General features: G+C 47.0%; 27 protein-coding genes. 14 read left to right on the top strand and 13 right to left on the bottom strand.

The genetic code is table 11. From position 1 onward, the window contains the following. Positions 1-139 precede the first annotated feature (139 nt). The gene (locus tag BTA31_RS23115; protein ID WP_023857161.1) at positions 140-277 is read left to right on the top strand and encodes a hypothetical protein; all 138 of its coding nucleotides are present in this window, start codon (positions 140-142) and stop codon (positions 275-277) included. Positions 278-328: 51 nt separating this feature from the next. On the opposite strand, the gene BTA31_RS20145 is transcribed toward BTA31_RS23115, so the two are convergent. Further along, positions 329-1,702: a sugar porter family MFS transporter gene (locus BTA31_RS20145; RefSeq protein WP_076793657.1), complete on the bottom strand. Its 1,374-nt coding sequence runs from the start codon at positions 1,700-1,702 to the stop codon at positions 329-331. A gap of 300 nt (positions 1,703-2,002) precedes the next feature. Here BTA31_RS20145 and BTA31_RS20140 point away from each other — a divergent pair, with 300 nt between their 5' ends. Then, positions 2,003-2,959 (top strand): LCP family protein, encoded by a 957-nt coding sequence (locus tag BTA31_RS20140; protein WP_043926520.1) that lies wholly within the window; start codon positions 2,003-2,005, stop codon positions 2,957-2,959. Between the two features lie 188 nt (positions 2,960-3,147). Then, positions 3,148-4,008 carry a Cof-type HAD-IIB family hydrolase gene (locus tag BTA31_RS20135; protein WP_076793656.1) on the top strand — a complete coding sequence of 287 codons (861 nt, stop codon included), beginning with the start codon at positions 3,148-3,150 and terminating at the stop codon, positions 4,006-4,008. Between the two features lie 49 nt (positions 4,009-4,057). On the opposite strand, the gene BTA31_RS20130 is transcribed toward BTA31_RS20135, so the two are convergent. The 5 genes from BTA31_RS20130 to pgsB all read right to left on the bottom strand — a co-directional run bounded on the left by BTA31_RS20130 (position 4,058) and on the right by pgsB (position 8,752). Further along, positions 4,058-5,302, bottom strand: coding sequence for a C40 family peptidase (locus BTA31_RS20130; RefSeq protein WP_076793655.1), 1,245 nt, complete (start codon positions 5,300-5,302; stop codon positions 4,058-4,060). A 450-nt stretch (positions 5,303-5,752) separates the two neighbouring features. Continuing rightward, positions 5,753-5,920: a hypothetical protein gene (locus BTA31_RS23110; protein ID WP_003185826.1), complete on the bottom strand. Its 168-nt coding sequence runs from the start codon at positions 5,918-5,920 to the stop codon at positions 5,753-5,755. Beyond that, positions 5,917-7,086 (bottom strand): CapA family protein, encoded by a 1,170-nt coding sequence (locus BTA31_RS20125; protein ID WP_043926523.1) that lies wholly within the window; start codon positions 7,084-7,086, stop codon positions 5,917-5,919. The genes BTA31_RS23110 and BTA31_RS20125 overlap by 4 nt, the downstream gene beginning before the upstream one ends. Positions 7,087-7,105: 19 nt before the next feature. After that, the gene (gene pgsC / locus BTA31_RS20120) at positions 7,106-7,555 is read right to left on the bottom strand and encodes a poly-gamma-glutamate biosynthesis protein PgsC (protein ID WP_003185831.1); all 450 of its coding nucleotides are present in this window, start codon (positions 7,553-7,555) and stop codon (positions 7,106-7,108) included. A gap of 15 nt (positions 7,556-7,570) precedes the next feature. Then, positions 7,571-8,752 carry a poly-gamma-glutamate synthase PgsB gene (gene pgsB, locus BTA31_RS20115; RefSeq protein WP_043926524.1) on the bottom strand — a complete coding sequence of 394 codons (1,182 nt, stop codon included), beginning with the start codon at positions 8,750-8,752 and terminating at the stop codon, positions 7,571-7,573. A gap of 820 nt (positions 8,753-9,572) precedes the next feature. Between pgsB and BTA31_RS20110 the strand changes: the two genes are divergently transcribed. From BTA31_RS20110 to rbsB, 6 genes are read left to right on the top strand one after another with little or no spacing between them, the layout of a single operon-like run. Continuing rightward, positions 9,573-10,553, top strand: coding sequence for a LacI family DNA-binding transcriptional regulator (locus BTA31_RS20110; protein WP_043926525.1), 981 nt, complete (start codon positions 9,573-9,575; stop codon positions 10,551-10,553). Positions 10,554-10,555: 2 nt separating this feature from the next. Continuing rightward, positions 10,556-11,437, top strand: a complete 882-nt coding sequence (gene rbsK, locus BTA31_RS20105; protein WP_076793654.1) for a ribokinase — start codon at positions 10,556-10,558, stop codon at positions 11,435-11,437. Further along, entirely contained in the window at positions 11,434-11,829 is a 396-nt protein-coding gene (gene rbsD, locus BTA31_RS20100; RefSeq protein ID WP_043926527.1) for a D-ribose pyranase, read from the top strand. The genes rbsK and rbsD overlap by 4 nt, the downstream gene beginning before the upstream one ends. A 37-nt stretch (positions 11,830-11,866) precedes the next feature. After that, complete coding sequence (locus BTA31_RS20095; protein ID WP_076793653.1) at positions 11,867-13,348, top strand: sugar ABC transporter ATP-binding protein; 1,482 nt, start codon at positions 11,867-11,869, stop codon at positions 13,346-13,348. A gap of 1 nt (position 13,349) precedes the next feature. Then, positions 13,350-14,312, top strand: coding sequence for a ribose ABC transporter permease RbsC (rbsC, locus tag BTA31_RS20090; protein ID WP_076793652.1), 963 nt, complete (start codon positions 13,350-13,352; stop codon positions 14,310-14,312). Positions 14,313-14,328: 16 nt separating this feature from the next. Beyond that, positions 14,329-15,243 (top strand): ribose ABC transporter substrate-binding protein RbsB, encoded by a 915-nt coding sequence (rbsB, locus tag BTA31_RS20085; protein WP_043926530.1) that lies wholly within the window; start codon positions 14,329-14,331, stop codon positions 15,241-15,243. Positions 15,244-15,251: 8 nt separating this feature from the next. Here rbsB and BTA31_RS20080 read toward each other — a convergent pair whose 3' ends face one another. Continuing rightward, entirely contained in the window at positions 15,252-16,193 is a 942-nt protein-coding gene (locus BTA31_RS20080; RefSeq protein ID WP_076793670.1) for a LysR family transcriptional regulator, read from the bottom strand. A gap of 110 nt (positions 16,194-16,303) precedes the next feature. Here BTA31_RS20080 and BTA31_RS20075 point away from each other — a divergent pair, with 110 nt between their 5' ends. Further along, on the top strand, positions 16,304-17,071 hold the full coding sequence (locus tag BTA31_RS20075; RefSeq protein WP_076793651.1) for a class I SAM-dependent methyltransferase: 768 nt from the start codon (positions 16,304-16,306) through the stop codon (positions 17,069-17,071). A 119-nt stretch (positions 17,072-17,190) separates the two neighbouring features. On the opposite strand, the gene budA is transcribed toward BTA31_RS20075, so the two are convergent. Both budA and alsS read right to left on the bottom strand, forming a co-directional pair. Next, positions 17,191-17,952 carry an acetolactate decarboxylase gene (gene budA, locus BTA31_RS20070; protein WP_076793650.1) on the bottom strand — a complete coding sequence of 254 codons (762 nt, stop codon included), beginning with the start codon at positions 17,950-17,952 and terminating at the stop codon, positions 17,191-17,193. A 52-nt stretch (positions 17,953-18,004) separates the two neighbouring features. Continuing rightward, positions 18,005-19,723 carry an acetolactate synthase AlsS gene (gene alsS, locus BTA31_RS20065; protein WP_076793649.1) on the bottom strand — a complete coding sequence of 573 codons (1,719 nt, stop codon included), beginning with the start codon at positions 19,721-19,723 and terminating at the stop codon, positions 18,005-18,007. Between the two features lie 160 nt (positions 19,724-19,883). Between alsS and alsR the strand changes: the two genes are divergently transcribed. Then, complete coding sequence (alsR, locus tag BTA31_RS20060; protein ID WP_076793648.1) at positions 19,884-20,762, top strand: acetoin biosynthesis transcriptional regulator AlsR; 879 nt, start codon at positions 19,884-19,886, stop codon at positions 20,760-20,762. Positions 20,763-20,848: 86 nt separating this feature from the next. On the opposite strand, the gene ggt is transcribed toward alsR, so the two are convergent. Continuing rightward, the gene (gene ggt, locus BTA31_RS20055) at positions 20,849-22,426 is read right to left on the bottom strand and encodes a gamma-glutamyltransferase (protein ID WP_076793647.1); all 1,578 of its coding nucleotides are present in this window, start codon (positions 22,424-22,426) and stop codon (positions 20,849-20,851) included. A gap of 253 nt (positions 22,427-22,679) precedes the next feature. Between ggt and BTA31_RS20050 the strand changes: the two genes are divergently transcribed. From BTA31_RS20050 to BTA31_RS20040, 3 genes are read left to right on the top strand one after another with little or no spacing between them, the layout of a single operon-like run. Further along, positions 22,680-23,138: a chromate efflux transcriptional regulator ChrS gene (locus BTA31_RS20050; protein WP_202604308.1), complete on the top strand. Its 459-nt coding sequence runs from the start codon at positions 22,680-22,682 to the stop codon at positions 23,136-23,138. 20 nt (positions 23,139-23,158) lie between these two features. Beyond that, a complete protein-coding gene (locus tag BTA31_RS20045; RefSeq protein ID WP_043926536.1) occupies positions 23,159-23,743 on the top strand; it encodes a chromate efflux transporter ChrB in 585 nt (194 codons plus the stop codon). Further along, positions 23,740-24,276, top strand: a complete 537-nt coding sequence (locus BTA31_RS20040) for a chromate efflux transporter ChrA (RefSeq protein WP_076793646.1) — start codon at positions 23,740-23,742, stop codon at positions 24,274-24,276. Before BTA31_RS20045 ends, BTA31_RS20040 begins: the two co-directional genes overlap by 4 nt. Positions 24,277-24,356: 80 nt before the next feature. Here BTA31_RS20040 and BTA31_RS20035 read toward each other — a convergent pair whose 3' ends face one another. The 3 genes from BTA31_RS20035 to BTA31_RS22635 all read right to left on the bottom strand — a co-directional run bounded on the left by BTA31_RS20035 (position 24,357) and on the right by BTA31_RS22635 (position 26,227). Then, positions 24,357-25,109, bottom strand: coding sequence for a tyrosine-protein phosphatase (locus BTA31_RS20035; RefSeq protein WP_076793645.1), 753 nt, complete (start codon positions 25,107-25,109; stop codon positions 24,357-24,359). A gap of 26 nt (positions 25,110-25,135) precedes the next feature. Further along, positions 25,136-25,858: a YveK family protein gene (locus BTA31_RS20030; protein ID WP_076793644.1), complete on the bottom strand. Its 723-nt coding sequence runs from the start codon at positions 25,856-25,858 to the stop codon at positions 25,136-25,138. A 225-nt stretch (positions 25,859-26,083) separates the two neighbouring features. Further along, a complete protein-coding gene (locus BTA31_RS22635; protein ID WP_003185866.1) occupies positions 26,084-26,227 on the bottom strand; it encodes a YwzD family small protein in 144 nt (47 codons plus the stop codon). Positions 26,228-26,310: the final 83 nt, after the last annotated feature.

The following is a 26,310-nucleotide window of genomic DNA, read 5'->3' as shown; positions in this document are numbered from 1 at the left end:
CGTCACACTCCCATTATCGTTCAGTTGACTTTAGTGTGAGATAAGCCCGGGTTCTTATTCAGTTTTTTAAACAAACGTTTCATTAACCGTCATGTAGAGCGGCCATGAGTCATACATAGAAGGAAACGGAGGTGTTGGGATGCTGCTGCAAATACTAGTCGGAGGGCTGGTTGTTTTCGTTATTTTCTTTCTCGTGTTTCGGGCGATCAGAACGGGTAATCTGCCGCGCCATGACGATTCGCAGCCAGAAGACGGAGAGAACAGAGATCAGCCATGATCGGCTGGCCTCCTCACACAAAAAAGGATGGGTCAATGCCCATCCTTTTGCCTATCGTTCAATCGGCTGTGTGTCAGTTCCCGTGATTCCGCCGTGCTTGTCCCGTAAATCTTGCTCGATCTCTTCAAGGCTTTTGCCTTTTGTTTCTGTTACTTTAAAGAAGACGAACAGGAAAGCCGCGATTCCGATGGCCGCATAGCACAGGAACAGGTAACTGATGCCCATCGCTTCCATAAGGACCGGAAAACTCAATGTCACAATTAAGTTCCCTGCATGAAGCATTAAAGTTGATACTCCGGTTCCTATCCCTCTGACATGGAGGGGGAACAGCTCAGGCAGCATTACCCAGACGATCGGCCCCCAGCTGACGGCAAATACGACGATGAACACACCTAAGCAGATGACAGTCGTCCATGCCGCACCAGCGGTATTGCCAAAAAAGAGATTGGTGAAAGAAAGCACGATCAAACTGATGACCATTCCGGCATTTCCAAATAATAAAAGCGGCTTCCGGCCAATCCTGTCAATAAAGCGGATCGCCACAAGCGTCATCAGGACATTGACCGTTCCGATGCCGACTGTCCCCAAAATGGCCGCCGAATCTTCAAATCCGACATTCGTAAACGTTTTTGGGGCATAATAAATAATCGTGTTGGTTCCGATAAATTGCTGCAGAAATGCCAGTCCGACTCCTGCGATTAAGGCCGGGCGCACCCACGGTTCCAGCAGCTCTTTCAAGCCCCCCTGGTCCTGCTTTTCCGCTTCCTTAATTTCTTTAACTTCCTGATCGACCCGCTCTCCTCCCCTCATCTTGGACAAAACCCGTCTTGCTTTCTTTTCTTTTCCTTTTGTTAAGAGCCAGCGCGGGCTTTCCGGCATGAAAAAGATACCGATTAAAAGGCCGATTGACGGAATAAGAGCCAAGCCCAGCATCCAGCGCCATGCGCCTGCATCACTAAATGCATAATTGATCAAATAAGAGACCAGAATCCCGATCGTAATCATCAGCTGATTTAATGAAGAAAGCGCGCCCCTAGATTCCTTCGGCGCAAGCTCTGAAAGGTACAAAGGAACAATGGTCGTGGAACAGCCAACCGCAAGGCCGAGCACGATCCTGAAAACCACCATATATTCCGTGCTTGGCGCTAGGGCCGTTCCGAGCCCCCCAATGCAATACAGCACAGCCGCTGACATAATCGCCCTTCTTCTGCCGAAGCGGTCTGTCAGCCTGCCGGACAAACCCGATCCGAAAATCGCCCCGATTAAAATCGCGCTGACAACCAGTCCTTCTGTAAAGGCATTGAGCCCAAGCTCATCTTTCATAAATAAAATCGCCCCGGAAATGACGCCTGTATCATAACCGTAGAGCACACCGCCCAAGGCTCCAAAAAAATAAAGCCAGGCATTCGATCTTTTTCCCTTCATCAGTATATCCTCCTAACAAGGCTCGTCTTTTATAATCTTTAACCTTGTCTCGCTTTCTTCAAACCTCAAGAAACTCGGAGTACCATTAAAAGGAATTTAAAAATATGAAACATTTTATCTGTTATATCGTCTTATTATAGGCGGCAAAATGATCAGTTCCCGCGGAATTTCCAGAGAATCCCCATATGCAAAACAGCAAATATCTTGTAAAATCCAAGATTGGGAAACCATTTTTTCATCAAAATTTAGACTTATTCAACAATTGTACGTTTCAATATAAATAAAAGAGGAGCTTTATACATGCTACGATCGCAGCGAACGAAGAAAAAGAGACTAAGAAAATGGGTGAAATACTCATTGTTTTTTATTGCTTTAATCCTGACGGCGACAGCAGCCGCAGGCGGCTATGCGTACTACAAAGTGGCGAACGCCTCCAAAGATGCGCAAGTCACACTTTCCAGAGGAGAACAGTCCGTCAAGCGGATTAAAGAGTTCAACCCTAAAAAAGACAACTTCTCCATCCTGTTGATGGGGATTGATGCCCGTCCCGGACAAAGCATGGACAAAGAACGAAGCGATGCGATGGTTCTTGCCACGTTCAACAGAAAAGACAAATCGGTGAAACTATTGAGCATCCCGCGGGATTCCTATGTCAACATCCCTGGACGCGGCTATGATAAAATCACGCATGCCCACTCATTAGGCGGGCGCGACCTCAGTACAGAAACCGTCGAAAACCTGCTCGACATTCCGGTTGATTACGTCATGGAAGCCAATTTTTCAGCTTTCAAGGAAGTAGTTGATGAGCTCGGCGGTGTACCGATCACAATCAAAGAAGACTATATTGTCCGGCAGATTAAAAAGGATACGAAAGGCAAAGTCAACCTTCAAACAGGCGAGCAGACGCTGGACGGAGAAGAGGCCCTTGCTTATGTAAGAACGAGAAAAGCCGATACGGACTTGAAGCGCGGCGAGCGACAGATGGAAGTCATCAAATCGATTATCAACAAATCCAAATCGCTTACTGCCATTCCGGCTTACGACGATATCCTTGATACAGTCGGAAAGAACGTATCGATGAACTTGTCGCTGAGTGATGCTATCGGACTGATCCCGTTTATGACGTCCATTCAAACAGTCGATACTCTTCAATTGAAAGGGAGCGATTATCAACCGGGCAAAGTCTACTATTTCCAGCTTGATCAGGAAAATCTCAACGAAATCAAGCAGGAATTAAAACAGCAGTTAGATGTATAATGAGAAAAAGGATGAATTATATTCATCCTTTTTCTGTTTAATAAAACTCAAGATTTACTATTGAAAAAATCTAAATTTAGGTTTAGCCTTTTACATAACATGTCCTTTTAGGGAATACTGCCGAAGAGAGCTGTTTTTCACCTTTCGAAAAACGGCAAACTGCTCTTACAGGAGGTTATCTTTACATAATGAGATTAATTGCGATCGATTTAGATGGGACTCTTTTAAATACCGAAAGCAAAATATCCGCAGAAAACCGGGCCGCTATCAAAAAGGCGCTCATCTCAGACTGCATCGTAACCATTTGCACGGGACGGGCCACATTTGACGTAAAAGCGCTGCTGAACGATTTGGATATTCCGATTATCGCCGCAAACGGGGGAACGGTTCACGATTTTAACTATAAACTCCTAAGCAGAACATTAATGGACAAGGAAGCCGGAAAAAAGGCCGCCCAATACTTAACAGATCATCAAATTTATTTTGAGGTTTATACGGACGATGCGCTGCTTTCTCCTTATGACGGAGAACAGAAGCTTGAAGCAGAGCTCGATATCGTCACAAGCGCCAACCCTGACGAAGACAGGGATACGCTTTGGCAGGGCGCACTGACTCAGTTTAAACAATTCGGCATCAAACCCGTACCTGACATTCGCGAGATCTTTAACGGAGACGAACATATTTATAAGCTGTTGTGCTTCTCATTTGATATGGAAAAGCTGAAAAAAGCAAAAGAAGACCTTTCTGCCTTTCCAAAACTGGGACTCACTTCTTCCGGAAGACATATCATCGAGATTCTGCCTGATGAATCCGGCAAAGGCCGCGCTTTAAAAGAGCTGGCCCGCCACTACGGAATCGGGAAAAAAGACATCTACGCGATCGGCGACAGCCCGAACGACCTGTCAATGTTTGAGGAAGCCGGACATCGGATCGCGATGGGCAATGCAATCGATGAGCTAAAGCATATGAGCACGTTTATCACGAAAAGCAATGACGAAAACGGCGTCGCTTATTTCATTAACAAACTGCTGGAAAATGAATATCAATAAATAAGAAAACCGCTCGAGTCCATTTTCGAGCGGTTTTCTGCTGTTTCTGCTACTCAATTCTGACGCTTCCGGCGTATTTATCTTTCCAATAGGCGCTCGTCTCCATATCTGCTGTCGTTACACCGGCAGACAAGGTGACAAGAACGACCTGGCCGTTTCCGATATAGATGGCGGGATTCAAAACAGTGGTTCCTTTAAAGAACACGATGTCTCCAGGCTCAAGCTCCTGTTTTGTAATTTTCTTACCTGTACTGTATTGTTTATCAGCATACCGCGGAAGCTCCACTCCTGCCGCCGTTTTATAGACATATTGGATAAACCCTGCCGTATCAAAGCCTTCTTTAGGCGATGTGCCGCCTTTTTGATAGCCGACTTCGCCGATATGCCTGATGGCTTCGGATACAATCGAATTTTTCGGCAGGGACATGTTGTCAAAACGTCTGGCTCCTGTGAACTTCTTCTGCCAATAGGAAGCCGACAAGTAAGAGATCGTCACTTTATTTGAACGGCTCGCATGGATAAACCGCCCGCCCCCGGCATAGATGGCGTTATGGGATATTCCCGGTTTGTACGTATTGCTGAAAAACAAAACATCACCCGGCCGGATATCTTCAAGCTTCACCTTTTGACCGACCGCCCATTGCTGTTCCGCCGACCTTGGCAAATAAACACCGAGCACCTCTCTGAAAACGTATTGGGTCAACCCTGAACAGTCAAATCCGAGATCCGGAGAGTTACCTCCAAATACATAAGGAACACCGACATAGCTTTTTGCTTTTTGGACGACAGGATCCATAGAAATCTCAGGCTCTTTTGTGATCCTTTTCGCTTTAAAATACCCCGAGCTCCAGTAAGAGCTGCCTTCAAGCTTTGTCACGACAACTCCGTTTGATTTTGTGCTGTGGATGATTTGATCATTTCCCAAATAGATGGCGACATGTGTCGGTCCGTCCGATTCCAGCTCGGCATTCTTGAAAAAGACAAGATCCCCCTTTTCGAGCTGCTGACGGCCGACACTGCTTCCAAGAGTCGATTGTTCCTTTACCGTTCTTGGAAGCGTAATATCGAGCGATTGAAACACATATTGTACAAAGCCGGACGAGTCAAACCCCGTTTTCGGCTTCTCTCCGCCGTAGCTGTATTTCGCACCTTCAAGCTGTCTGGCGGTTTCCGCTATTTTCTCGCCGATCGTATCGGCGTGTACCGCATTGTGATTCGTTAAACATAAAGACATCCAAAACACCGCAATTCCACAAAACAAAACCAACTTTTTGTTTGCCGCTTTTTTTATCAATTGATCTGTTCCTCCTCTTCTTTCCTCTTTCATCGTCATTCAATTGGGATATTTAAAGGGCTTTTTTGCGTGTACAGCAGCGTCATAGCGAGAAGAAACGCTTAGCACAGCATGATCAGCTTTTTACACACGTAAGCGCGGATTAAATAGATGAAGGGAAATGTTCTAAAGAGGTCATGTACATAAGGTGCAGTTCCCATCCCGAATTGGTAAGGTGATGCATTTTTAAATCAGTCGAAATTTGTCAGTTTTTATTCCCTTCAAAAGAATACAATAAACATGAGCCCCAAAACCATGTATATATCCTCCTGATTTTCTATAAAACTTTATACACTGACCGGTTAAGAAAATTGTCGTGTATCCTTTTCAAACCGGCCGCTTTTCACAGGTCTTTTATAACCGGAATCAGCACACAAAAAGAGAGCGCCGGCGGCACTCTCTTTTGCACTGTTATTGCTTGTTTTCTGTTGTTTGATCCTGCTGATTCACTTTTTGGATTTCCGTTGAGATTTTAGCTTTTTCATCGTTTGACAATTCATCAGAATACTTGAAAGCAGACATGAATGCAATGATCAAAACTAAACCTACGAACGGCCAAATGGCTCTGACAAATTTCATTTGTTCACCACTCCGTTTTTGTTATTTTTCAGTTTGTCCGCATGATCGACTTCAAACGTCAATTTTCCGTTCTCTTCTTTCCAGTCGAGGTTTGTTCCTTTTGTCAATTGGCGGAAGATCACTTTTCGTTTTAAGAAATCGCTTTTGCCTAAAGGCGTCGGCGTTGCTTCACGAATGTTGAGAGGCGTTACCTCAAAGCGCCCTTTGCCGTCATTCATTAAATGGTATTGTACAAGCGCGCTGTCCCGTGTTCTTGACCAGCCCTGATCAAACACAAAGTTACCGAGGCTGTAGAAAATCACAGTACCGTTATACACTTCGATCGGTTCGAGAACATGGGGATGAGCGCCGATAATGACATCTGCTCCGGCATCTGCAATCGCCTTGGCCAGATCCTTCTGTCTGTCGTTCGGTTCATTGTCATATTCTTGTCCCCAGTGCACATGAACTAGGACAAGATCCGCTTTTTTGGATGCTTCCGCGATCATTGGAATAAAGATTTTCGGGCTGAGCGGCAGCACTCCGCCTCTGTTCTTTTTGGCTGTAAAGTTCTTCGTGTAGACGTCTGTAAAACCGAGCGTTGCGATTTTTACACCGTTCACATCCTGATAGGATACGTGCTGTTTCGCGTCTTCGAGATTATTGCCTGCTCCGACAAGCTCCAAGTCCTCATTTGAGAATTTATTCAGCGTATCCTTCAAACCGTCTTCCCCGTAGTCCATCGCATGGTTGTTGGCAAAGTTCAGTACGCTGAAGTTCAGCTTTTTCAATGTTTCGACTGATTCTTGATTCGTTTGCAGATGGATGTTCTTTTCTGCCTCTTGATAGTTCTTTACATTGGTTACAGGGTTTTCAAAGTTTCCTGTGATAAAATCTGACACATCAAAGTACGGCTTCACATTTTTGAAGACACTTTCCGACCCGTGCATGTTTGTCACTTTTTCTACGTTTCTTCCCATCATGATATCGCCCATAAAGGTAGCTGTGAGCTTGGTATCTTCTTTTTTGTCCATTTGCGAAGGAGTTTTGGCGCTTCCGACCCAAGTGAAGACAAACATTAAACAGAAAATAGCGGGCAATACGATAAAGACATGCTTATTTGTTTTCTTTTTCTCCTGCTTCGTCAGCTTCAGCAGTTTTTCCTGAAAGTTCAGTTGTTTTTTCATCGATTTGACACACCTAACTTTAGATTAGATAGTAAGCATACATAATGACGAATGTTGCTCCGCTCAATAAAAGCGTACTTCCAAGCGTAATCGTTAATCCCTGTCTTTGAATGGTATTCGCGATCAGCCCCGGCACGATGATTCCGATTCCCCTGAATTCGGCAATTTCAAACGGCATCACCGGATAGATAAAATCAAAACCGATTTTCAATAGAATTCCCGTAATCAGCATCGCTGCGAATTTTCTGCGTCCGTATAGAATCATAATTTTTGAAAGTCCGAATTTCACGATGACGTACGTCAGCAAACTGACAAAAAGAACGAGCAACATGAAAATCGGCTGATTGAACACAAGTCCCAAATAACCCGGTACGACAAGGCCGGCTGGTACAATTCCCGTTTTCTCTGCAAAAATCAAACTGAGTAAGACTCCTAAAATGAGGGCGATATATAAATCTGATCCAAACATTGTGTTTTCTTCCTCCTAGCTAACGAGCTGCTTAATCTTGTAATCTTGTATTTTTTCAATGAGAGGCTCCGCTGCTCCGTGGATATTTCCGACTCCGTAAATGACGCGGCCCTCGAGCTTGTTTTTCAGCATGAACATGATTTCTTCCGTTGATTTGTACTCAAAATCAAACAGCTTGTCCGCAGGAATTTTGCCTGCTTCATATGCTTTGACGATCGGTTCTGTTGTTTCTCCAATCAGCACAAGTTCACTTGCTTCAATATAAGGAAGGACATCTTCCGCAAACTGCTGTGTTCTGTCTACCCTGTCGGCGCGGCAGTTCATAATGACGATCGGCTGATCCGTAGGATAGCCTATTTCCTTTACACGCTTCCATATGTTTAAAGTGGAAGCTGCGTCATTGGCCGCAAAACCGTTGACGAAATGTCCGGGATTTTTGGCGTTCATCAGCGGCAGAATTCTCATCGCTCCCGGATCAGGCGGCGCATTCAGCATGCCTTTAAAGGCGGTTTCTTCGTCAATGCCCAACGCTTGAGCAACACCGAGCGCAAGAGACGCATTATCAGGGAATACCATGTACTCAAATTGTCTGAGGTATTCATCTGTTATTTTAGAATTGTCCGCGACGATGACTTTTGTGTTCCTTTCTTTTGCAATTTGTTTAAAGAAATCGGTATACTCACTATCAGTGATCACTAAATGTCCATTATAAGGAATGGTTGCTGTGAAAGCTTCTGCAATTTCATCCAAAGTCGGTCCCATCACATCCATGTGATCCTCCAGCACGTTCACGATCACACCAATATTAGCCTGAAGCAATTCTTCCTGAAAGATGATTTGGTAATCAGGGTTAACGGCCATGCACTCACTGACAATTGCATTGGCCCCTCTTTCCACCGTTTCTTTCATAACCTCCTTCTGCTCTCCGATATTCGGCCCTTGAGGCTTTCTTTTGATCGGCTTCTCTTCCGGTGTGTCCCAATAAATCATCCTTGCGTCTGTCCCGGTTGTTTTTCCTACTGTTTTGTAGCCTGCCTCGATTAATATCCCTGTTGTTAATCTTGTCACCGTGGACTTTCCGCGTATCCCGTTGATGTTCACTCGGACAGGCAGCGCATCGATGTTTTGCTGGTGGCGCCTTTTTTCATAAATGCCGATCCCAACAACGATCACACAGGCTAATAGCATTACCCACATTGTTTGTCTACATCTCCTTCTTGGAATCTGATATGTAAATTCATTCATCAGTATATAGGTTCACTATGAAATCACAATCGGCATTATGTAACAGAAGGCGACGAAATTTTCCGTGACAAAGATCACCTCGCCCGAGTCATTAATGCCTATCTTTTTGTTGATATTTTTGGAAATCGAAAGTTCTTAATTCCTATCCGTTTTTTATCACCGTTTTAAGTATGCGCTTTCAAAATTCGACATTATGATTTTTGTACTTTTCTCCCTATTTCTGATGAAAGATTCAAGGATGGATTCAGGATCTCTTTTTTCCCCGGCTGTAATCCCCTATAAATGGGCTTTCAATCGGAATATCTCCCTTCTTTTTGTATTTTCGCTCTTTTCCAACAGGTTAAAAAGTCACCAATGTTTCCTCGTCAAAACAAATGCGTCCTATGACAATCAGATCACCTATCTAAGAACGAAAATTTCTTTTAGCATAAAGCGGGATTCATTGGCAGCTCCAAATATTTTGTGAGCCGTTCGATTCACCTTATTTCTTCAGATTTTAGGTTAAAATCCTAAGATTTAAAAAGCCATTAATTTTTTTCAACGATAATTCATCAAACTTTAACATTTTTAATTTTTCTTACTATTCTCATTGTTACTGTATTCGGCAATTTATGCCGAATGAAGGTTATTTCTATTAAACACACCTGTATATGTCTCTATATCCCAACCCGGCTAAAAATTTCACTGTCTGAGCTTTTTTTTATTGTGATTTTAAATGGATCATGATAATCTTTATGTAAACGGTTACACAAATAGAGAGGAGAAGTCTTTTTTGGCTACGATTAAAGACGTCGCACTTGCTGCAAAAGTATCTGTCGCTACGGTTTCCCGGGTATTAAATGAGACCGGATACGTCCATGAAGACACGAGGACACGCGTGTTAAAAGCGATGGAAGAACTGAATTACTACCCGAATGAAGTAGCCAGGTCTCTCTATAAAAGGGAGTCCAGACTGATCGGACTGCTGCTGCCGGATATCACAAACCCGTTCTTTCCTCAGCTTGCCCGCGGCGTTGAAGATGAGATCCACCGCCTCGGCTTTCGGCTCATATTCGGAAACAGCGATGAAAATCTGGAAAAAGAACTTGATTATCTGCAGACGTTTAAACAAAATCATGTGGTCGGAGTCATTTCAGCGACCAATTATCCGGATGCGCCAAATTATCAAGACTTGTCCATGCCGATCGTCTTCCTTGACCGGACGGGTGAAAATGCGCCGGCTGTATTCGCAGACAGCCGCGAAGGCGGCAGAATCGCAGCGGCTGAAATGGTCAGGAGGAACGCGAAAAAGATTACGCTGATTAAAGGACCGGCCCACCTTCAGACTGCAAGAGACCGTTTCAACGGAGCGCTGGAGATGCTAAGCGGGGCCGATATCGATTTTCATGTCATGAAAACCGAGACATTTTCATTTCCGGAGGCCCAAAAACGGGCAGCGGAGCTGTTTGCCACCTACCCGGAAACAGACGGCGTGATCGCAAGCAATGACATTGTGGCGACAGCCGTTTTGCATGAAGCCTTAAAACGGAAGATCAAAGTTCCCGACGAACTGCAGATTATCGGCTTTGATGACATTCCGCAAAGCGAATTGCTTTTCCCCTCTTTATCAACGATCAGGCAGCCCGCCTATGAAATGGGAAAAGAAGCGGCAAAACTGCTGCTGAGATTAATGAAAAATGAATATATTGAACAATCGGCAGTGCAGATGCCGGTTGCCTTTATTGAAAGACAAACGACAAGAAAGGCGGAATGACAATGAGTAAAATATGCGTGATTGGCAGCTCTTCGATGGATTTAGTCGTGACATCGCCCAAGCGGCCGGCCGCCGGAGAAACGGTGCTTGGCGAATCTTTTAAAACGGTTCCGGGCGGAAAGGGCGCCAACCAGGCGGTCGCCGCGGCCCGGCTTTGTGCCGAGGTCCATATGATCGGCTGTGTCGGCGATGACCATTACGGAAAAGCCATCCTCGACAATTTTCAAGCCAATGGGGTTGTAACAGACTATGTGGAACCGGTTACAGGTCAAGAAAGCGGCACCGCACATATCGTTCTCGCAGACGGCGACAACAGTATTATCGTCGTCAAAGGGGCAAATGACCATGTCACACCTGAATACGTTCAAAACGCGCTGCCTGCAATTAAACAGGCTGATATCGTTTTGATTCAGCAGGAAATTCCGGAAGAAACCGTCGACTATGTCAGCGGACTGTGCAGCTCGCTCGGCATTCCCCTCCTGCTGAATCCTGCACCAGCCCGTCCGATTCGCCCGGAAACGATCGAACATGCGGCCTACATCACACCAAACGAGCATGAAGCTTCGGTACTGTTTCAGGGCATGTCCCGGGAGGAAGCGTTAAAGCGCTATCCGGAGAAGCTGTTCATCACAGAAGGGAAAAACGGAGTCCGCTATCACAATGGTCTGGAAGAAAGGATCGTTCCTTCATTCCCTGTCAATGCACTTGATACGACGGGAGCCGGAGACACCTTCAATGCGGGATTGGCCGTTGCGCTTTCCGAAGGACAAAGCATCGAATCTGCCTTGCGCTTTGCGAACCGGGCGGCTTCCCTGTCGGTTCTGAAATTCGGCGCACAAGGCGGCATGCCAAAACGGGAAGAAGTGGAGCGTGAACTGTCATGAAAAAACACGGGATATTAAACAGCCATATCGCAAAATTGCTGGCCGATCTCGGGCATACCGATACCATCGTCATCGCGGACGCCGGTCTGCCCGTTCCTCCCGGCGTCCCCAAAATCGATCTTGCACTGACATTGGGTACGCCCGGATTTCAAGAGGTCACAAAGCTTATCGCCGATGAAATGGCCGTCGAAAAAGTGACGGCAGCCCAAGAGATAGAAAGCGTCAATCCCGAACAAGCCGCATTTTTAAAAGCGGAATTTTCAAACCGGAAAATTGACTATATCCCGCACGAAGCATTCAAAAAGGCGACGAGCCATGCAAAAGCGGTCATTCGCACAGGGGAAGCAACACCTTATGCAAATTGCATCTTGCACGCGGGAGTGATCTTTTAGATGTTTACATTCTACATCTGGAAAGAAGGGATAGCCCATGCATATTAAAATGAAGGACATTTTTAAAGCTTTTGGCCAAAATCAGGTGCTGTCCGGCGTTTCTTTCGAACTTCAGGAAGGTGAAGTTCACGCTTTAATGGGAGAAAACGGCGCCGGAAAGTCGACACTCATGAATCTGTTGACAGGACTTCACAGGCTGGACAGCGGAACGATCGAGATCGACGAAAAAGAAACGTATTTTTCAGATCCAAAGGAAGCCGAACAGAACGGCATCGCCTTTATCCATCAGGAGCTGAACATTTGGCCTGAAATGACCGTTTTGGAAAATCTGTTTATCGGCAGAGAGCTGTCTTCCAAACTTGGATTTTTAAATAACAAGAAAATGAAAGCGCTAGCAAAAGAGCAGCTTGAAAGACTCGGAGTCTCAATTTCTCTTGAAAAAGAAGCCGGAGACTGTTCCGTCGGCCAGCAGCAAATGATCGAAATCGCCAAAGCGCTCATGACAGACGCGAAAGTGATCATCATGGACGAACCGACGGCAGCGTTAACAGAAAGAGAAATTGAAAAACTGTTCGGCGTCATCAGAGCATTAAAGAAAAACGGCGTCTCCATCGTCTATATATCCCACCGTATGGAAGAAATCTTCACGATTTGCGACCGGATCACGGTGATGCGCGACGGAAAAACGGTGGACACGAAACGAATTCCCGACACCGACTTTCATGAAGTGGTAAAAAAGATGGTCGGACGGGAGCTGACCGAACGCTATCCTGAAAGACAGCCAAATCCGGGACGCGTCGTTCTCGAAATCAAGCAGGCATCCAAAAAAGGAGTCTTCCAAAATATCAGCTTTTCCGTCCGCTCCGGAGAAATCGTCGGGATTTCAGGACTGATGGGAGCAGGGCGCACAGAGCTGATGAGGGCGGTTTTCGGGCTCGATCCGCTTGACTCAGGAGATATTTTCATCGAAGGCAAAAAAGCAACGCTCAAAAAACCGAGCGATGCCGTTCAAAAGGGAATCGGCTTTATTACCGAGAACCGCAAGGATGAAGGACTTGTGCTCGACACGTCCATCAGGGAAAATATCGCCCTTCCGAATCTCGCCAGCTTTTCACCGAAAGGATGGATTGACAAAAAAAGCGAGCAGGAATTTGTTGAACTATTGATCAAGCGGCTGACGATCAAAACGGAATCGCCGGAAACCCACGCGCGAAACCTTTCAGGAGGGAACCAGCAAAAAGTGGTCATCGCCAAATGGATCGGCATCGGTCCTAAAGTGCTGATTTTGGATGAGCCAACCCGAGGCGTCGATGTCGGCGCGAAAAGGGAGATTTATCAGCTGATGAACGAGCTGACAGACCGCGGCGTCGCGATCGTCATGGTCTCTTCAGAGCTTTCCGAGATTCTCGGGATGAGCGACCGCGTCCTTGTGATCCATGAAGGAACGCTAAGCGGTGAGCTATCAAGAAATGATGCCACGCAAGAACGAATTATGACACTCGCTACAGGAGGGCGGTAACATGAAAACTCAACCGGCTGTGAGAAAAAGCCTTAATGTCGATTCTGTAATGCAAAAGCTCGGTCCGTTTCTCGGTCTGATCATTCTCGTCGTCATCGTATCATTATTAAATCCGAGCTTTTTAGAACCGTTAAATATTTTAAACTTGTTAAGACAAGTCGCTATTAATGCGCTGATCGCGTTTGGCATGACCTTTGTCATTTTGACCGGCGGCATCGACCTTTCCGTCGGAGCAATTTTGGCACTGTCGAGCGCATTGATTGCCGGAATGATCGCCGGCGGCATCGATCCTGTTTTCGCCGTCATCATCGGCTGCCTGATCGGAGCCCTGCTCGGCTTGGTCAACGGGCTGTTAATCACGAAAGGTAAAATGGCCCCGTTCATCGCAACGCTTGCCACAATGACGATTTTCCGCGGATTGACGATGGTTTACACAGACGGCAATCCGATTACTGGGCTCGGCAATCACTACGGCTTCCAGCTTTTCGGGCGCGGTTACTTTTTAGGCATCCCCGTCCCTGCGATTACAATGGCGGCCGCCTTTATCATCCTCTGGGTGATCCTTCATAAAACGCCTTTCGGCCGCCGCACGTATGCAATCGGCGGAAATGAAAAAGCGGCCCTGATCTCGGGCATTAAAGTTCCGCGCGTCAAAATGGTGATTTATTCTCTTGCCGGCCTATTATCCGCGTTGGCTGGAGCCATCTTGACGTCACGGCTTAACTCAGCCCAGCCGACGGCAGGCACTTCCTATGAGCTTGACGCCATTGCCGCCGTCGTATTAGGCGGTACAAGCCTTGCCGGAGGAAGAGGACGAATTGCCGGCACACTCATCGGCGTCCTGATTATCGGAACGTTGAATAACGGCTTGAACCTGCTTGGCGTCTCTTCCTTTTTCCAAATGGTCGTCAAAGGTGTCGTCATTTTGATCGCAGTCCTGCTGGACCGCAAGAAATCCGCTTAAGGAGGGGTATATACTGATGAAAAAAACATTAACGGTTTTCACCGCATTGGCGCTTCTGTTTCTGTCCGCCTGCTCGCTGGAGCCGCCGGAATGGGCAAAGCCGAATAAAGAAAAAGGAACGGATATCAAAATCGGTTTATCTGTCTCAACTTTGAAAAATCCGTTTTTCGTTTCATTAAAGAACGGAGTTGTCAAAGAAGCCAAGAAACAAGGGATTGAAGTGATTGTCGTGGATGCGCAGGACGATTCGGCAAAGCAGACGAATGATGTGGAAGATCTTCTTCAGCAAGGAGTTGACGCTTTATTAATCAATCCGGCGGACTCCTCCGCCATCTCAACGGCAGTCCAATCGGCCAATTCGCTCGGCATTCCGGTCGTCACCCTTGACCGCTCCGCTGAAAACGGAAAAGTAGAAACGCTTGTCGCTTCAGATAACGTAAAAGGCGGACAAATGGCAGCGGACTTTATCGTGCAGCAGCTCGGCAAAGGCGCAAAAGTGGCTGAGCTTGAAGGCGTCCCCGGCGCATCGGCAACAAGGGAACGGGGCTCAGGTTTTCATAAGACCGCTGATGACAAGCTGAATGTCATCGCCAAGCAAACAGCCGACTTTGACCGGACAAAAGGGTTGAACGTCATGGAGAACCTCCTTCAAGGAAACCCTGATATCCAGGCGGTTTTCGCCCATAATGACGAAATGGCGCTCGGCGCGATTGAAGCGATCAGAAGCTCAGGAAAAGAGATTCTTGTCGTCGGCTTCGACGGCAATGAAGATGCGGTTAAAGCGGTTCAGGCCGGAGACATGTCGGCCACGATCGCCCAGCAGCCTGAATTGATCGGCAAGCTCGCCATACAAGCGGCCCGCGATATTTTGAACGGCAAAAAAGTTGAAAAAACGATACCCGCACCGCTCAAACTGGAAACGAAAAAGTAACGAAGAAATCAGACCTCTTCATACATAGAGGTCTGATTTTTTTTGGCCGTCTCCATAAAAGCCCTTGCCGCCCGGCTCAAATAGCATGTTTCCGGATAAGCAAACACAAGCGTCCGGGACGGATCGGATTGCAAAGGAACATAGACGATCCTGTCAGACCCTTGCCGCATGACCATCCGGGGCACGACCGTGACCCCCATTCCGTGTTCAACGAGGGATTGGGCGGTTTCAATGCTGCTTGTTTTGAAGGTCATCTTCGGTTGAAATCCCTCCTCCGCACATAAATCGAGCACGATCCTGCGGAAGCCGTAGCCTTCTTTTAATAAAATAAATGGCACATCCTCGGCCGTTTTCAAAGCAAGGGGGGTTTTTTCGGCATGCGGCCGGACCGAATCCATGAGCTTCCGTAATTGGCCGGTCATCCAGTTTTCTCTTTCATTTGGAATCGCTAAAAAAAGCGGCTCGGTTAGTATCGGCCGGATTGCGAGTCTGTCATTTTCAATCGGCAAAGGGAGAATCGACAGATCTACCGTCCCGTTTTCCGTCATTTTTTCCAATGCCGCCGGTGAGTCTTCTGTCAGCTGAACCTGTACGTTCGGATGCTTTTTCAGAAAGGCTTTCAGGAGCGGCGGAAGAAGATACCCTCCCGTGACAGCGGGAACGCCGATCGATAACTCCGTCCCCATTTCCTCGAGCTGATCGCGCATTTCACACAGCAGTTCATCTCTTGACCGCAAAATATCCTGCGCTTTTCGGATGAACCGCATCCCTTGGGGAGTCGGCGAAACCCCCTCTCTGTTTCTGTAAAACAGCGGAAAGCCGAGCTCGCCTTCCAGCTTTTTAATTTGCTGGCTCAGTGAAGGCTGAGCGATATGCAGGCTGGCAGCCGCCTTTGTAAAACTGCCTTTTTTGAAAATCTCTGCCGCGTATTCAAAAAGCCTCATATCCAATTCCCGCACCCCCATAGTTTCCGCCTATCATTTTCATACATTTTATATCTTAGACTGATCGCTGTCGACTCCCCTAATATAAAAACATAGCCGATAGGAGGGTGATACAAATGAAAACAAGCGCACAACAGCAATTTTCAAAAAATCCGGAGCAATACCGCGATGAGCCACTGTTCTCATCGGGAAAAGATCTTGATGCCATGGTCAGCTGCCGTTCTCTGAACGGGGATGAAACCCTGCTCGATATCGGAACCGGAGCGGGACATACAGCCATTGCCTTTTCACCTTTTGTCAAACATTGCACAGGAATCGATATTACAAAAAAAATGGTTCAAACCGCCGCTCAATTTGCCGAACAGAAAAAAGCTGAAAATGTGGTTTTTCAACAAAGCGATGCAGCACAATTGGATTTTGCAGACGAATCTTTTGATATTGTCACATGCCGGTATGCGGCCCATCATTTCCCGGAGATCGTCCGTTCCATGCAGGAAATAGCGCGCGTATTGAAACAAGGCGGCTCCTTTCTCCTCATCGATCACTGTGCTCCGGAGAACGAAGCTTTGGACCGATTCATCAACCGGCTCAATCAATTGAGAGATCCGTCACACGTAAGGGAGTATTCAGAGAGCGAATGGCAAAAGCTGTTTGAAGAGAACGGACTTGATTTTGCTGTCCGGGAGAGATGGAATCTTCCAATCGATTACGAGAGCTGGCTTCGAAGAGGCGCCGTGCCTGAACAAAGAAAGGCAGCCATACAAGCCCATTTGTCAGAGGCATCCCAGTCGTGCCGCGACATGTTTAATATTGTCCACGATGAAAACGGGCATCCGGTGTCTTTTTGTCTGAAAGCGGTATTGATTGCCGGAGTGAAAGCATAAACAAAACGCCCCGCTGGATTCCGGCCCTCAGCATACGCGTCATTGCTGTGTTCACAGTATGTTTAAGGAAGCTTAGCGAAAGCAAAAAAGCCCCCCTTTTTCAAAGAGGGCTTTTTCTTTTACTCGGGATTGCCTTCGGCCGCTTCGATTCCTGCTGTAAGATCGTGTTTATTGAGATCCGCTTTAAAGAAATCTTGCGTATTCGGCAATCTGAGATTCATATTGAGTTTTTGAGAAATTTGCACCGTGCATTCTTCGATTTCATAATCGAAAACGTGTCCGCCCACATTGCGGTCTTCATCAATAAAGTGAAGATGGAAGCCGGAAACTGCGATTCCGTTGGCATATTGCGGTGTCCAAAAGCCGACGATCGTCCCTTTAATATCATTAAAATCAAAGATCGGCTGCGATTTTACCGCATCAACCATCGGCACGTACGGTTTTTCCTGCAGTTCAACCGTTCTCGTTTTGACTTTCTTAAAGGTTCCGTCCATGCGGATCGCATAAAACAGGTTTTCACTCGGCATGATCCGTTTCATTTCTTCTTCGAACGCCTCAAGCGGCATCCGCTGCTTGATTTCGTGATAGATATCCGGCCGGAAGAAAGCCAGCGAGCAAAATGGAGAACAATCGCTTCCTTGAACAGGATAGGCTTTTCCATCGGAACGAAGACGGTAAAACTCACCGTCAAAACCGATCAGCTCGCCGTCGAGCCGGTTGAACGTTCCAATTCCGAAGTCTCCGTGCTCCTTTGCTTCAGACATGTAAAAATCCCCGTCATAAATTCCGTCCAATAAAGATATCATCGTTGAGACCTGAAAGACCTGGTCGAGGTTCTTGTCAACGGGCTGTACCACTTTTTGTTTGCTTGCACTTTTCATTTTCCTCTTTTCACTCCCTTGATTTTGTTCGTAGTGACTGGACTTGCTGTGATCAAGATTGCTTAGAGGCTTCTTTATTAAAATGTTCCTCAAAGTTTTTTGGGAAACGCTGATCGGCCAAATGAATGTTGTCGCTGTAATCAACCGGAATATCAATGACAACCGGACCCTCTGCATCAAGACCAGCTTTAAGCACCTCTGCCAATTCGTCAGGCGAATTGACCCTTAAACCTTTTGCTCCAAAGCTTTCAGCATATTTTACAATATCGATTCCGCCGAAGTCGACTCCGGACGTCCGCTTGTATTTCATCTCCTGCTGGAACGCAACCATATCGTATGTGCTGTCATTCCAGACAATATGAACGATCGGCGCTTTTAATCTGACCGCTGTCTCAAGCTCCATCGCGGAGAACAGGAAGCCCCCGTCCCCGGAAACAGACACGACTTTCTGTCCCTGATTAACCAGTGTTGCTGCGATCGCCCACGGCAAAGCAACGCCCAGCGTCTGCATGCCGTTTGAAGTCAGCAGTCCATACGGACGGTAGGTGCGGAAATATCTCGACATCCATATCGCATGGGAGCCGATGTCGCAAGTCACTGTTATGTCATCACTCAGCAAATCACGCAAATCGCGAACGATTTGCAGCGGATGAACAAGATCCGTTTTTGTTTCTTTAGGCGGCTCGCTTTGCTCATCCAGCGCTTTTTTCAAATAATCAAGCACAGGTGCAAATGATTCATCGATGGAAACCGGCAGAGAATCATGTTCAATATGGTTTAATGTCTCTGCGATATCGCCGATCAGCTCAATTTCAGGCTGATAGTCATGATCGATATCGGCTTGTATTTCATCAAGATGAATCACGCTGCGCTCGCCTTTTCCATTCCAAAAGACGGGGTCGTATTCAATCGGATCATAGCCGACCGTCAAAACGACATCCGCTTTTTCCAACAAAAGATCTCCGGGCTGATTGCGGAATAATCCGATCCGGCCGAAGTACTGGTCTTCCAAATCGTGAGACAGCGTACCCGCTGCTTGGTATGTTTCAACAAACGGCAGCTTCACTTTCCTTAGCAGACGGCGAACCGCTTCAATCGCTTCAGGTCTTCCGCCTTTCATCCCGACAAGCACGACAGGAAGGTTCGCATTGTGAATTTTGGCGATGGCCGCGCTGATTTGTTCGTCCGGAGCCGCGCCCAGCTTCGGCGCCGGCATGGTTTTTACCGGCTTGGCAGTTGCCGGACCGGCCGTAACGTCCTGCGGAAAGCTGAGAAACGCTGCGCCAGCCTGTCCAGATGCTGCCGCTCTGAATGCATTGGTTACAGCCTCAGGTATGTTGTTCGCATCTTCCACTTCTGCGCTATATTTCGTAATCGGCTGAAACAACGCCGCATTATCCATCGATTGATGAGTTTTTTTGAGACGATCCGCTCTTTTTACAGCACCCGCCAGGGCAACAACCGGATCTCCTTCTGTATTGGCTGTTACAAGACCGGTCGCTAAATTAGACGCTCCCGGACCTGAAGTCACCAGGCAAACACCGGGCTTTCCAGTCAATCGTCCGACTGCCGCCGCCATAAATGCTGCATTCTGCTCGTGACGACAAACAATCAATTCAGGCCCCTTGTCTTTCAATACGTCAAACACCGCATCGATTTTTGCTCCCGGAATACCGAAAACATGAGTGACACCTTGCTGAATGAGACTATCCACCACAAGCTCTGCTCCTCTTACAGTAAGAGTTTCATTTTTAGCGGCTACATTATTCAAAGCCCTCACTCCTCCATTTTCATTCATTTACAATGAATTTTTAATAAATTTATTGTATTATTAAATATACATCTTGTGGAAATTGTTTTCCAATACTTCTTTGTCTTACAATTAATATGTAAAACGACTGAAATCGCATTCAGAAAGGAATGAGTGAATAATGGAGCTGCGCCATCTTCGTTATTTTATGGTTGTTGCCGAAGAACTGCATTTCGGAAAAGCAGCTCTTCGGCTGAACATGACTCAGCCTCCGCTCAGCCAGCAGATTAAACAGCTAGAAAGTGAAATAGGTGTCACCTTGCTGAAGAGGTCAAAAAGAGCCGTCAGGCTGACGGCGGCAGGCGGGGTCTTTTTAAAACAAATCAAGGAAGGACTTTCCCAGATTGATCAGGCCGTCGACATGGCTCAGCGAACGGCCCGCGGGGAGCTGGGCAGACTCGTGATCGGCTTTGTCGGCTCCGCAACATACGAGATCATGCCTCCCATCATCAGGGAATACCGAAACCGGTTCCCGTCCGTGCAGATTGATCTTCGTGAGCTTTCAACCCCCAATCAGGTCGATGCACTGCTAAACGGACATATTGACATCGGGGTGCTGCATCCCCCGTTGGGAAACGACGAACTGAAGTCATACACGGTGAAGAAAAGCCACTGTGTCCTTGCACTTCCGAAACACCACCCGCTGACAGAAAAACCCCGGGTACATTTGAAAGATCTTGAAGACGAATCGCTGATTGTCATTGCCAAAGAAGCGTGGCCCTCTTTATACACGGAATTCAATTTCTTGTGTGAAAAAGCCGGGTTTATCCCCAACATCGCTCAGGAAGCTACAGAATACCAAATGGTGATCGGCCTCGTATCGGCCGGAATGGGAATCGCCGTCGTTCCTACAGCGGCTAAACGATTATTTAACCTTGATGTTGTATACAAAGAAATCGAAGACTTTCCCCTTCGCGCAGAATGGATTACCGCACATCGAAAAGACAACCGCAATCCGGCGCTTAAGCATTTCATCGAAATCTCGGATCAACACTCATAGCCGGATAGAAAAAACCCCGTGGACAAATCCTCCTTGTTCACGGGGTTTTTTCCTCGTATTGGCGCTTGCGCCTTTTGAAAACGTAGTTAAATGCCGATTGCTGCCCCATCGCTTCTCGGATCGCTTCCCCCTCTCAGGAAACCTTGATCATCAATCTCAATGATTCCGGCATGACCCATCACATCGTCAAAGTCGCCGACAACGGTTACATGATGCCCATGCTTTCGCAGTTTTTCAATCACTCCGGGCGCCACTCTGCCTTCTATTCTTACACCTTCCACCCGCTCTCCCCATGTTCTGCCCCACACCCATCTCGGTTCATGAACAGCTGTTTGCGGATCCATCCCGTAATCTATCATTCTCGTAATAAGAGCTGTCTGCGTCTGCGGCTGTCCTTCTCCCCCCTTCGTCCCGTAAAGGAATTTCGGCTTGCCGCCTCTAAACGCCATGGCGGGCATCAGCGTATGAAAAGTTCTTTTTCCCGGCTCCAGCGTATTGACATGGTCGGGATCAAGCGAGAAAAACGACCCTCTGTTCTGCAAAATAACGCCGGTATCTCCAGCTGTCACACCTGAGCCGAATTCGAAATACAAACTTTGAATAAACGAAACAGCATTACCGTCTTCGTCTACTGCTGCAGCATAAGCTGTATCGCCGCCGAGCGGCCGGCTCTCCGCCTGAAGTGCCGGCCATCCAATTTTTGCGGCCAGCTCCCGAGCATACCCTTTGTCCAACAGACGTCCAAGCGGTATTTGGGAGAATTCCGGGTCAGTCAATACTTTGTTGCGGTCGGAAAAGCTTAATTTCAATGCTTCGATGAGCAGATGATAATACTCGAAAGAACCGTGCTCGATCGTGCCAAAGTCGTAGTTTTCCAAAATATTCAATGTCATAAGACCGGTAAATCCTTGTGAATTCGGAGGCATTTGATAGATCGCATATCCTCTGTATGTAGATGAAAGCGGAGACACCCATTCCCCTTGATGCCGCTCGAAATCTTCAAGGGTCAAGATCCCCCCGTTGTTTTGCAGATAGGCTGCTGAAGCTTGGGCAATTTCTCCTTTATAAAAGGCGTCTCTTCCTTTCTCAGCGATCATCCCCAAAGTACGCGCGAGCTCTTTTTGCACAAAGCGCTCACCCGGAGAAGGCGGTTTTCCTTCCGGAAGATAAATATCTGCAGTGATCGGCATACCGGAAAGCCATTCAGCGTTTTTCACCGTGTTTTGACATTGATCCGGCGAGACCGGGAAACCCTTTTCTGCATACTTGATCGCCGGCTTCAGCACCTCTCGAAGCGATAAACGGCCGTACGCAGCCAGTATTTCGGCCCAGCTGTCCACCATCCCCGGCACGGTAATCGCACTCTTCATGCCCCTGACCGGAATGGCGCGCTCTCCTTTATACTGATCCCGGTCCGCTTTCCGCCCCGACCGCCCGCTGCCATTGTACCCTTTAATCTCACCGCTTCCATTGTGATACATCAGCCAAAAGGCATCCCCTCCGAGTCCTGTCATATGCGGATAGACAACAGCAAGGCACGCGCTTACTGCAACAGCCGCGTCAAACGCGTTTCCTCCCTTCTCCATGATGCTGCTGCCTGCAAGCGAAGCGAGATAATGAGGACTGACAACCATTTGTTTCGAACCGATCTTCAGCTTCTCCATAGCTCCTTCCTTCCTTTCAAGCATCCATTTGTCTTTTGAAGTATAGTGGCCCGTTAAAAGAGGCGCTACTTTCAGGGAAGAAAAACTAACACCCTTTTTCAATAAGTATTAAAAAAACGTTAAAATGATTCATATCGAAACCCGTATTATGATACAATTTACAAAATGTTCATTTAAAATGCGATTGACAAGTAATTTCGAATGATAATAACCAAACAGAAAGGAAGGGACATTTGTGAGCCTCGACTACCATATGCCAAATTTAATTCTTGATGAAACGGATAAAAAAATCCTTTCGATCTTGCATGAGGAAGGAAGAATCTCTTATACCGATTTGGGAAAGCGCGTGGGACTCTCAAGAGTTGCTGTACAGACGCGGATCAACAACTTGATTGAAGAAGGCATTATTGAAAAATTCACAGCTGTCATCAATCCAGTCAAGGTTGGGATTCACGTATCGGTGTTTTTCAACGTTGAAGTCGAACCCCAATATTTAGAGGCTGTTGCCGTTGCTTTGGAAAAGGAGCCTGCCGTGACAAGCCTCTATCATATGACAGGGCCGAGCAAGCTGCATATGCACGGCATTTTCGCAAATGATCAGGAGATGGAGGAATTTTTGACGAAGCGCCTGTACCCCTTGAAGGGCGTTGTGAGCGTCGACTGCCAGATGCTGATTAAACGATATAAGAGCCGAATGGGAATGAAGCTTTAACTGAATAGGAGGAAACGGAAATGAAGCACCCTTACCGGGAACTGATCATCGCAATGACAAGAACGGGGATATTGGGATTTGGCGGCGGCCCGTCCGTTATCCCGCTGATCCGTCATGAAGCCGTTTCTAAGTTCAAATGGATCGATGATGATGAATTCGGGGAAATTTTGGCGATCGCCAATGCGCTGCCCGGGCCGATCGCTACAAAAATGTCGGCATATTTAGGTCATAAAGTCAAAGGCGTTCCGGGTGCTATCGTTGCCACAGCAGCCCATATCATGCCGACGTGCGCTGCGATGGCCGCCTTGTTCGCAGCCGTTAATGTGCTCAGCCACTCAAAAATCGTCAGCGGCATGATCGGCGCTGTCACCCCTGTCATCGCCGTCATGCTCGGCATTATGGCTTACGAATTTGGGCAAAAAGCATTGAAAGGCTTCGGCTTGCTGGCCGGCTTACTTTTCTTTATTCTTGCGTTTTTGGGTCTTCAGGTGTTCTCCATCCACCCCGGCATCATTGTCATCCTGTTTTTAACGTATGGCGCGTTCCACTTTAAATTAAAAAGAAAAGCGGCCCGGGAAAAGGATAAAGGAGTGTCCGCTTCATGATTATCTTTTATTTATTTTGGGCCTTCTTAATTGCAAACTTATTGGGCTACGGGGGCGGGCCGGCTTCAATTCCGCTTAATTTTGAAGAAGTTGTTCAGCATTTTCACTGGCTGTCAAAAGAGGAATTTTCAAACATGCTTGCGCTTGCAAACGCTCTGCCGGGCCCGATCGCCACAAAAATCGCCGCTTATGTCGGCTACAGCGTGCTCGGATGGCCCGGTGTCTTTATTGCTCTTGCCGCAACTGTACTGCCTTCAGCCATCGCGCTCATTTTGCTGCTCAAGCTGATCGGCCGCTACCGCCAGTCGCCAATCGTCAAAGGAATGACCTTGTCGGTTCAGCCGGTTATCGCCATGATGATGCTTCTTTTGACGTGGGAAATCAGCGGTGACGCGATCCAGTCGATCGGCTTGGTTCAATCACTTGTCATCGCGCTGATCTCTTTGGTGGCTTTGACGAAGTTCCGCGTCCATCCGGCTTTCCTGATTGTGGCCGCCTTTGCTTACGGCGGGCTTGTCATTCCGTTGTTGTAGAGGGGGGACGTCCGGTCGCTTTCCATCGGATGATATAAAAAATCAGCGCCGCATAACCGGCGCTGACATTCTAATAACTTTCACAGCAGGCCCATCAGCTTCTTCTTTTTGACGGGTCGCGGTGTTTCTTTATGAATCTCCCGGTTTTCCAGGAGCAGGCCTGCGTTTTCTGTAAAGACGTTCAAGAAATCGCAGCCGTAATCGTTTTCTACTGCATCAAAAAAGAAGGATCGGGTCGTGAGGTTGTGGGCGTCTGATGCGATAAAGTGGACGAGGTTCGCTTCAAGAAAGCGGCGGGCGAGCCGTTTGACGCTTCTGCCAAAGCGGCCGGCAAGACTTGAACATGTCAGCTGGACACACGCTCCGTTTTGGACGAGGCGGTACAGCAGATCGGGATTTTCCATCAATTCAAGGTTCCGCTCGGGGTGTGCGATAATCGGAATGTAACCATTTAATTGGAGATCGAATAGCAGCTTTTCAGCATACCGCGGAACATGGTGGTAAGGAAGTTCAATCAGCAAATACTTTGTGCCGGCGAGACTGAGCAGTCTGCCGCGCTCAAGATCGCGCTTCAATTCGCCGTACAGGCGGATTTCCTGTCCGGGGGTAATGAGAACCGGGATGTTTTCCTTTTGCACCCTCGTCTTTAAACCCGAAACAGCTGCAAGGATGGCCTCTTTTTGGTGTTCGTATACACCGTTTCGGTGGTGAGGTGTGGCGATAATCGTATGAATCCCTTGACGGGCAGCCTGTTTAGCCATTTCTATACTGTCATTCATACATGCTGCTCCATCATCAACGTCCGCAAGAATGTGGCAATGAATATCGATCATAGGCGACCTCCCCGTGTTTTCACGTTTTAGAATGTATGATCTTTGCCGACAAAGCTTTCCAGCTTCGGGGCCTGTCCTTTTTTCGGTTTCACATACAGAATATTTCCCAACACGTGAACGTTCAGCTCTTTTTCGATGTCTTCTTCATTTCGAACGGTATTTTTCATAAGCTCGAGCAAAAATGCAAGCCCTGCGCCAAACAGCAGGCTTAATCCTGTAAAAACAGCGGTGTTGAACTTCTTGTTCGGGCTGACGGGAGCAGGCGAATGATCGGGATTGGCTTTGGCAACAAGGCTGACTTCGGTATTTTCACCCATAATGCCGTCAATGTCCCTTTGAAATATGGCAACGACTGTGTTCGCGATGTCCGCCGCCTTGGAATAATCCTTGTCAGTCGCGGAGATACTGACAATCTGTGATTCATTTTCGCTGATAACCGTGACTTTTTGCTTCAGGTCTTCAGCCGTTTCCGGAAGGTTAAGTTCGTCTTTAACCTTATTTAAGATAATCGGGCTTTTCATAATGACGTTGTACGTGTTGATAAGTTCAAGGTTGGTCTGAATGTCGGTGAAGTTCGATGTTTGACGGCCGTTGATGAGGATTTGGGCGGATGCCTGATAGACGGGTGTGAGCCAATAAAAGTTGACGGCAGCGCTGGACAGAGCGGCCGCAATGGTGATCAGTGCGATCAGAACGAATCTTTTTTTCAAAACGATGAACACATCTTTAAAGCCGATATGATCTCTCATAAAAGCCTCCCTCTAGGATTCGTGTATTTATTCAAATTTTCAGCAAATTAAACACCTACCTTTGATTATACATGGTTATTTCGTTTCCGGAAGAAATGAATCCTGACAAATAACGGGAGATACCTGGGGAACCGCGTCTTTATATGGTATTAAATATCGACTTTTGCAGGACCTGCACACTTTTTGCTGAACGAAAAAGTGTACAAACCGCAGTTTGCACACCTTTTACGTCGTATATCCATTTTTGATATGAAGAATGAGATCTTCAAGAAGTTCTTTCGTCGTTATGTCTTTTGATTTTTCACCAACGTCATACGCATGCATAAGAATTCTCAAAAATTCTTCCTGATTCAATTCCTTGTCATCCATATCCTTTTCCTTTCAGCTTCCATAAATTAAAACATTTCTGATTATATTTCAAATTATATGATGTAAAGAATCGATTTGCCATA

This window comes from Bacillus haynesii (assembly GCF_001969855.1).
GTDB lineage: Bacteria > Bacillota > Bacilli > Bacillales > Bacillaceae > Bacillus > Bacillus haynesii.
The sequence above is the reverse complement of the archived record's forward strand: the minus strand, read 5'-3'. Positions and strand labels throughout refer to the sequence as shown.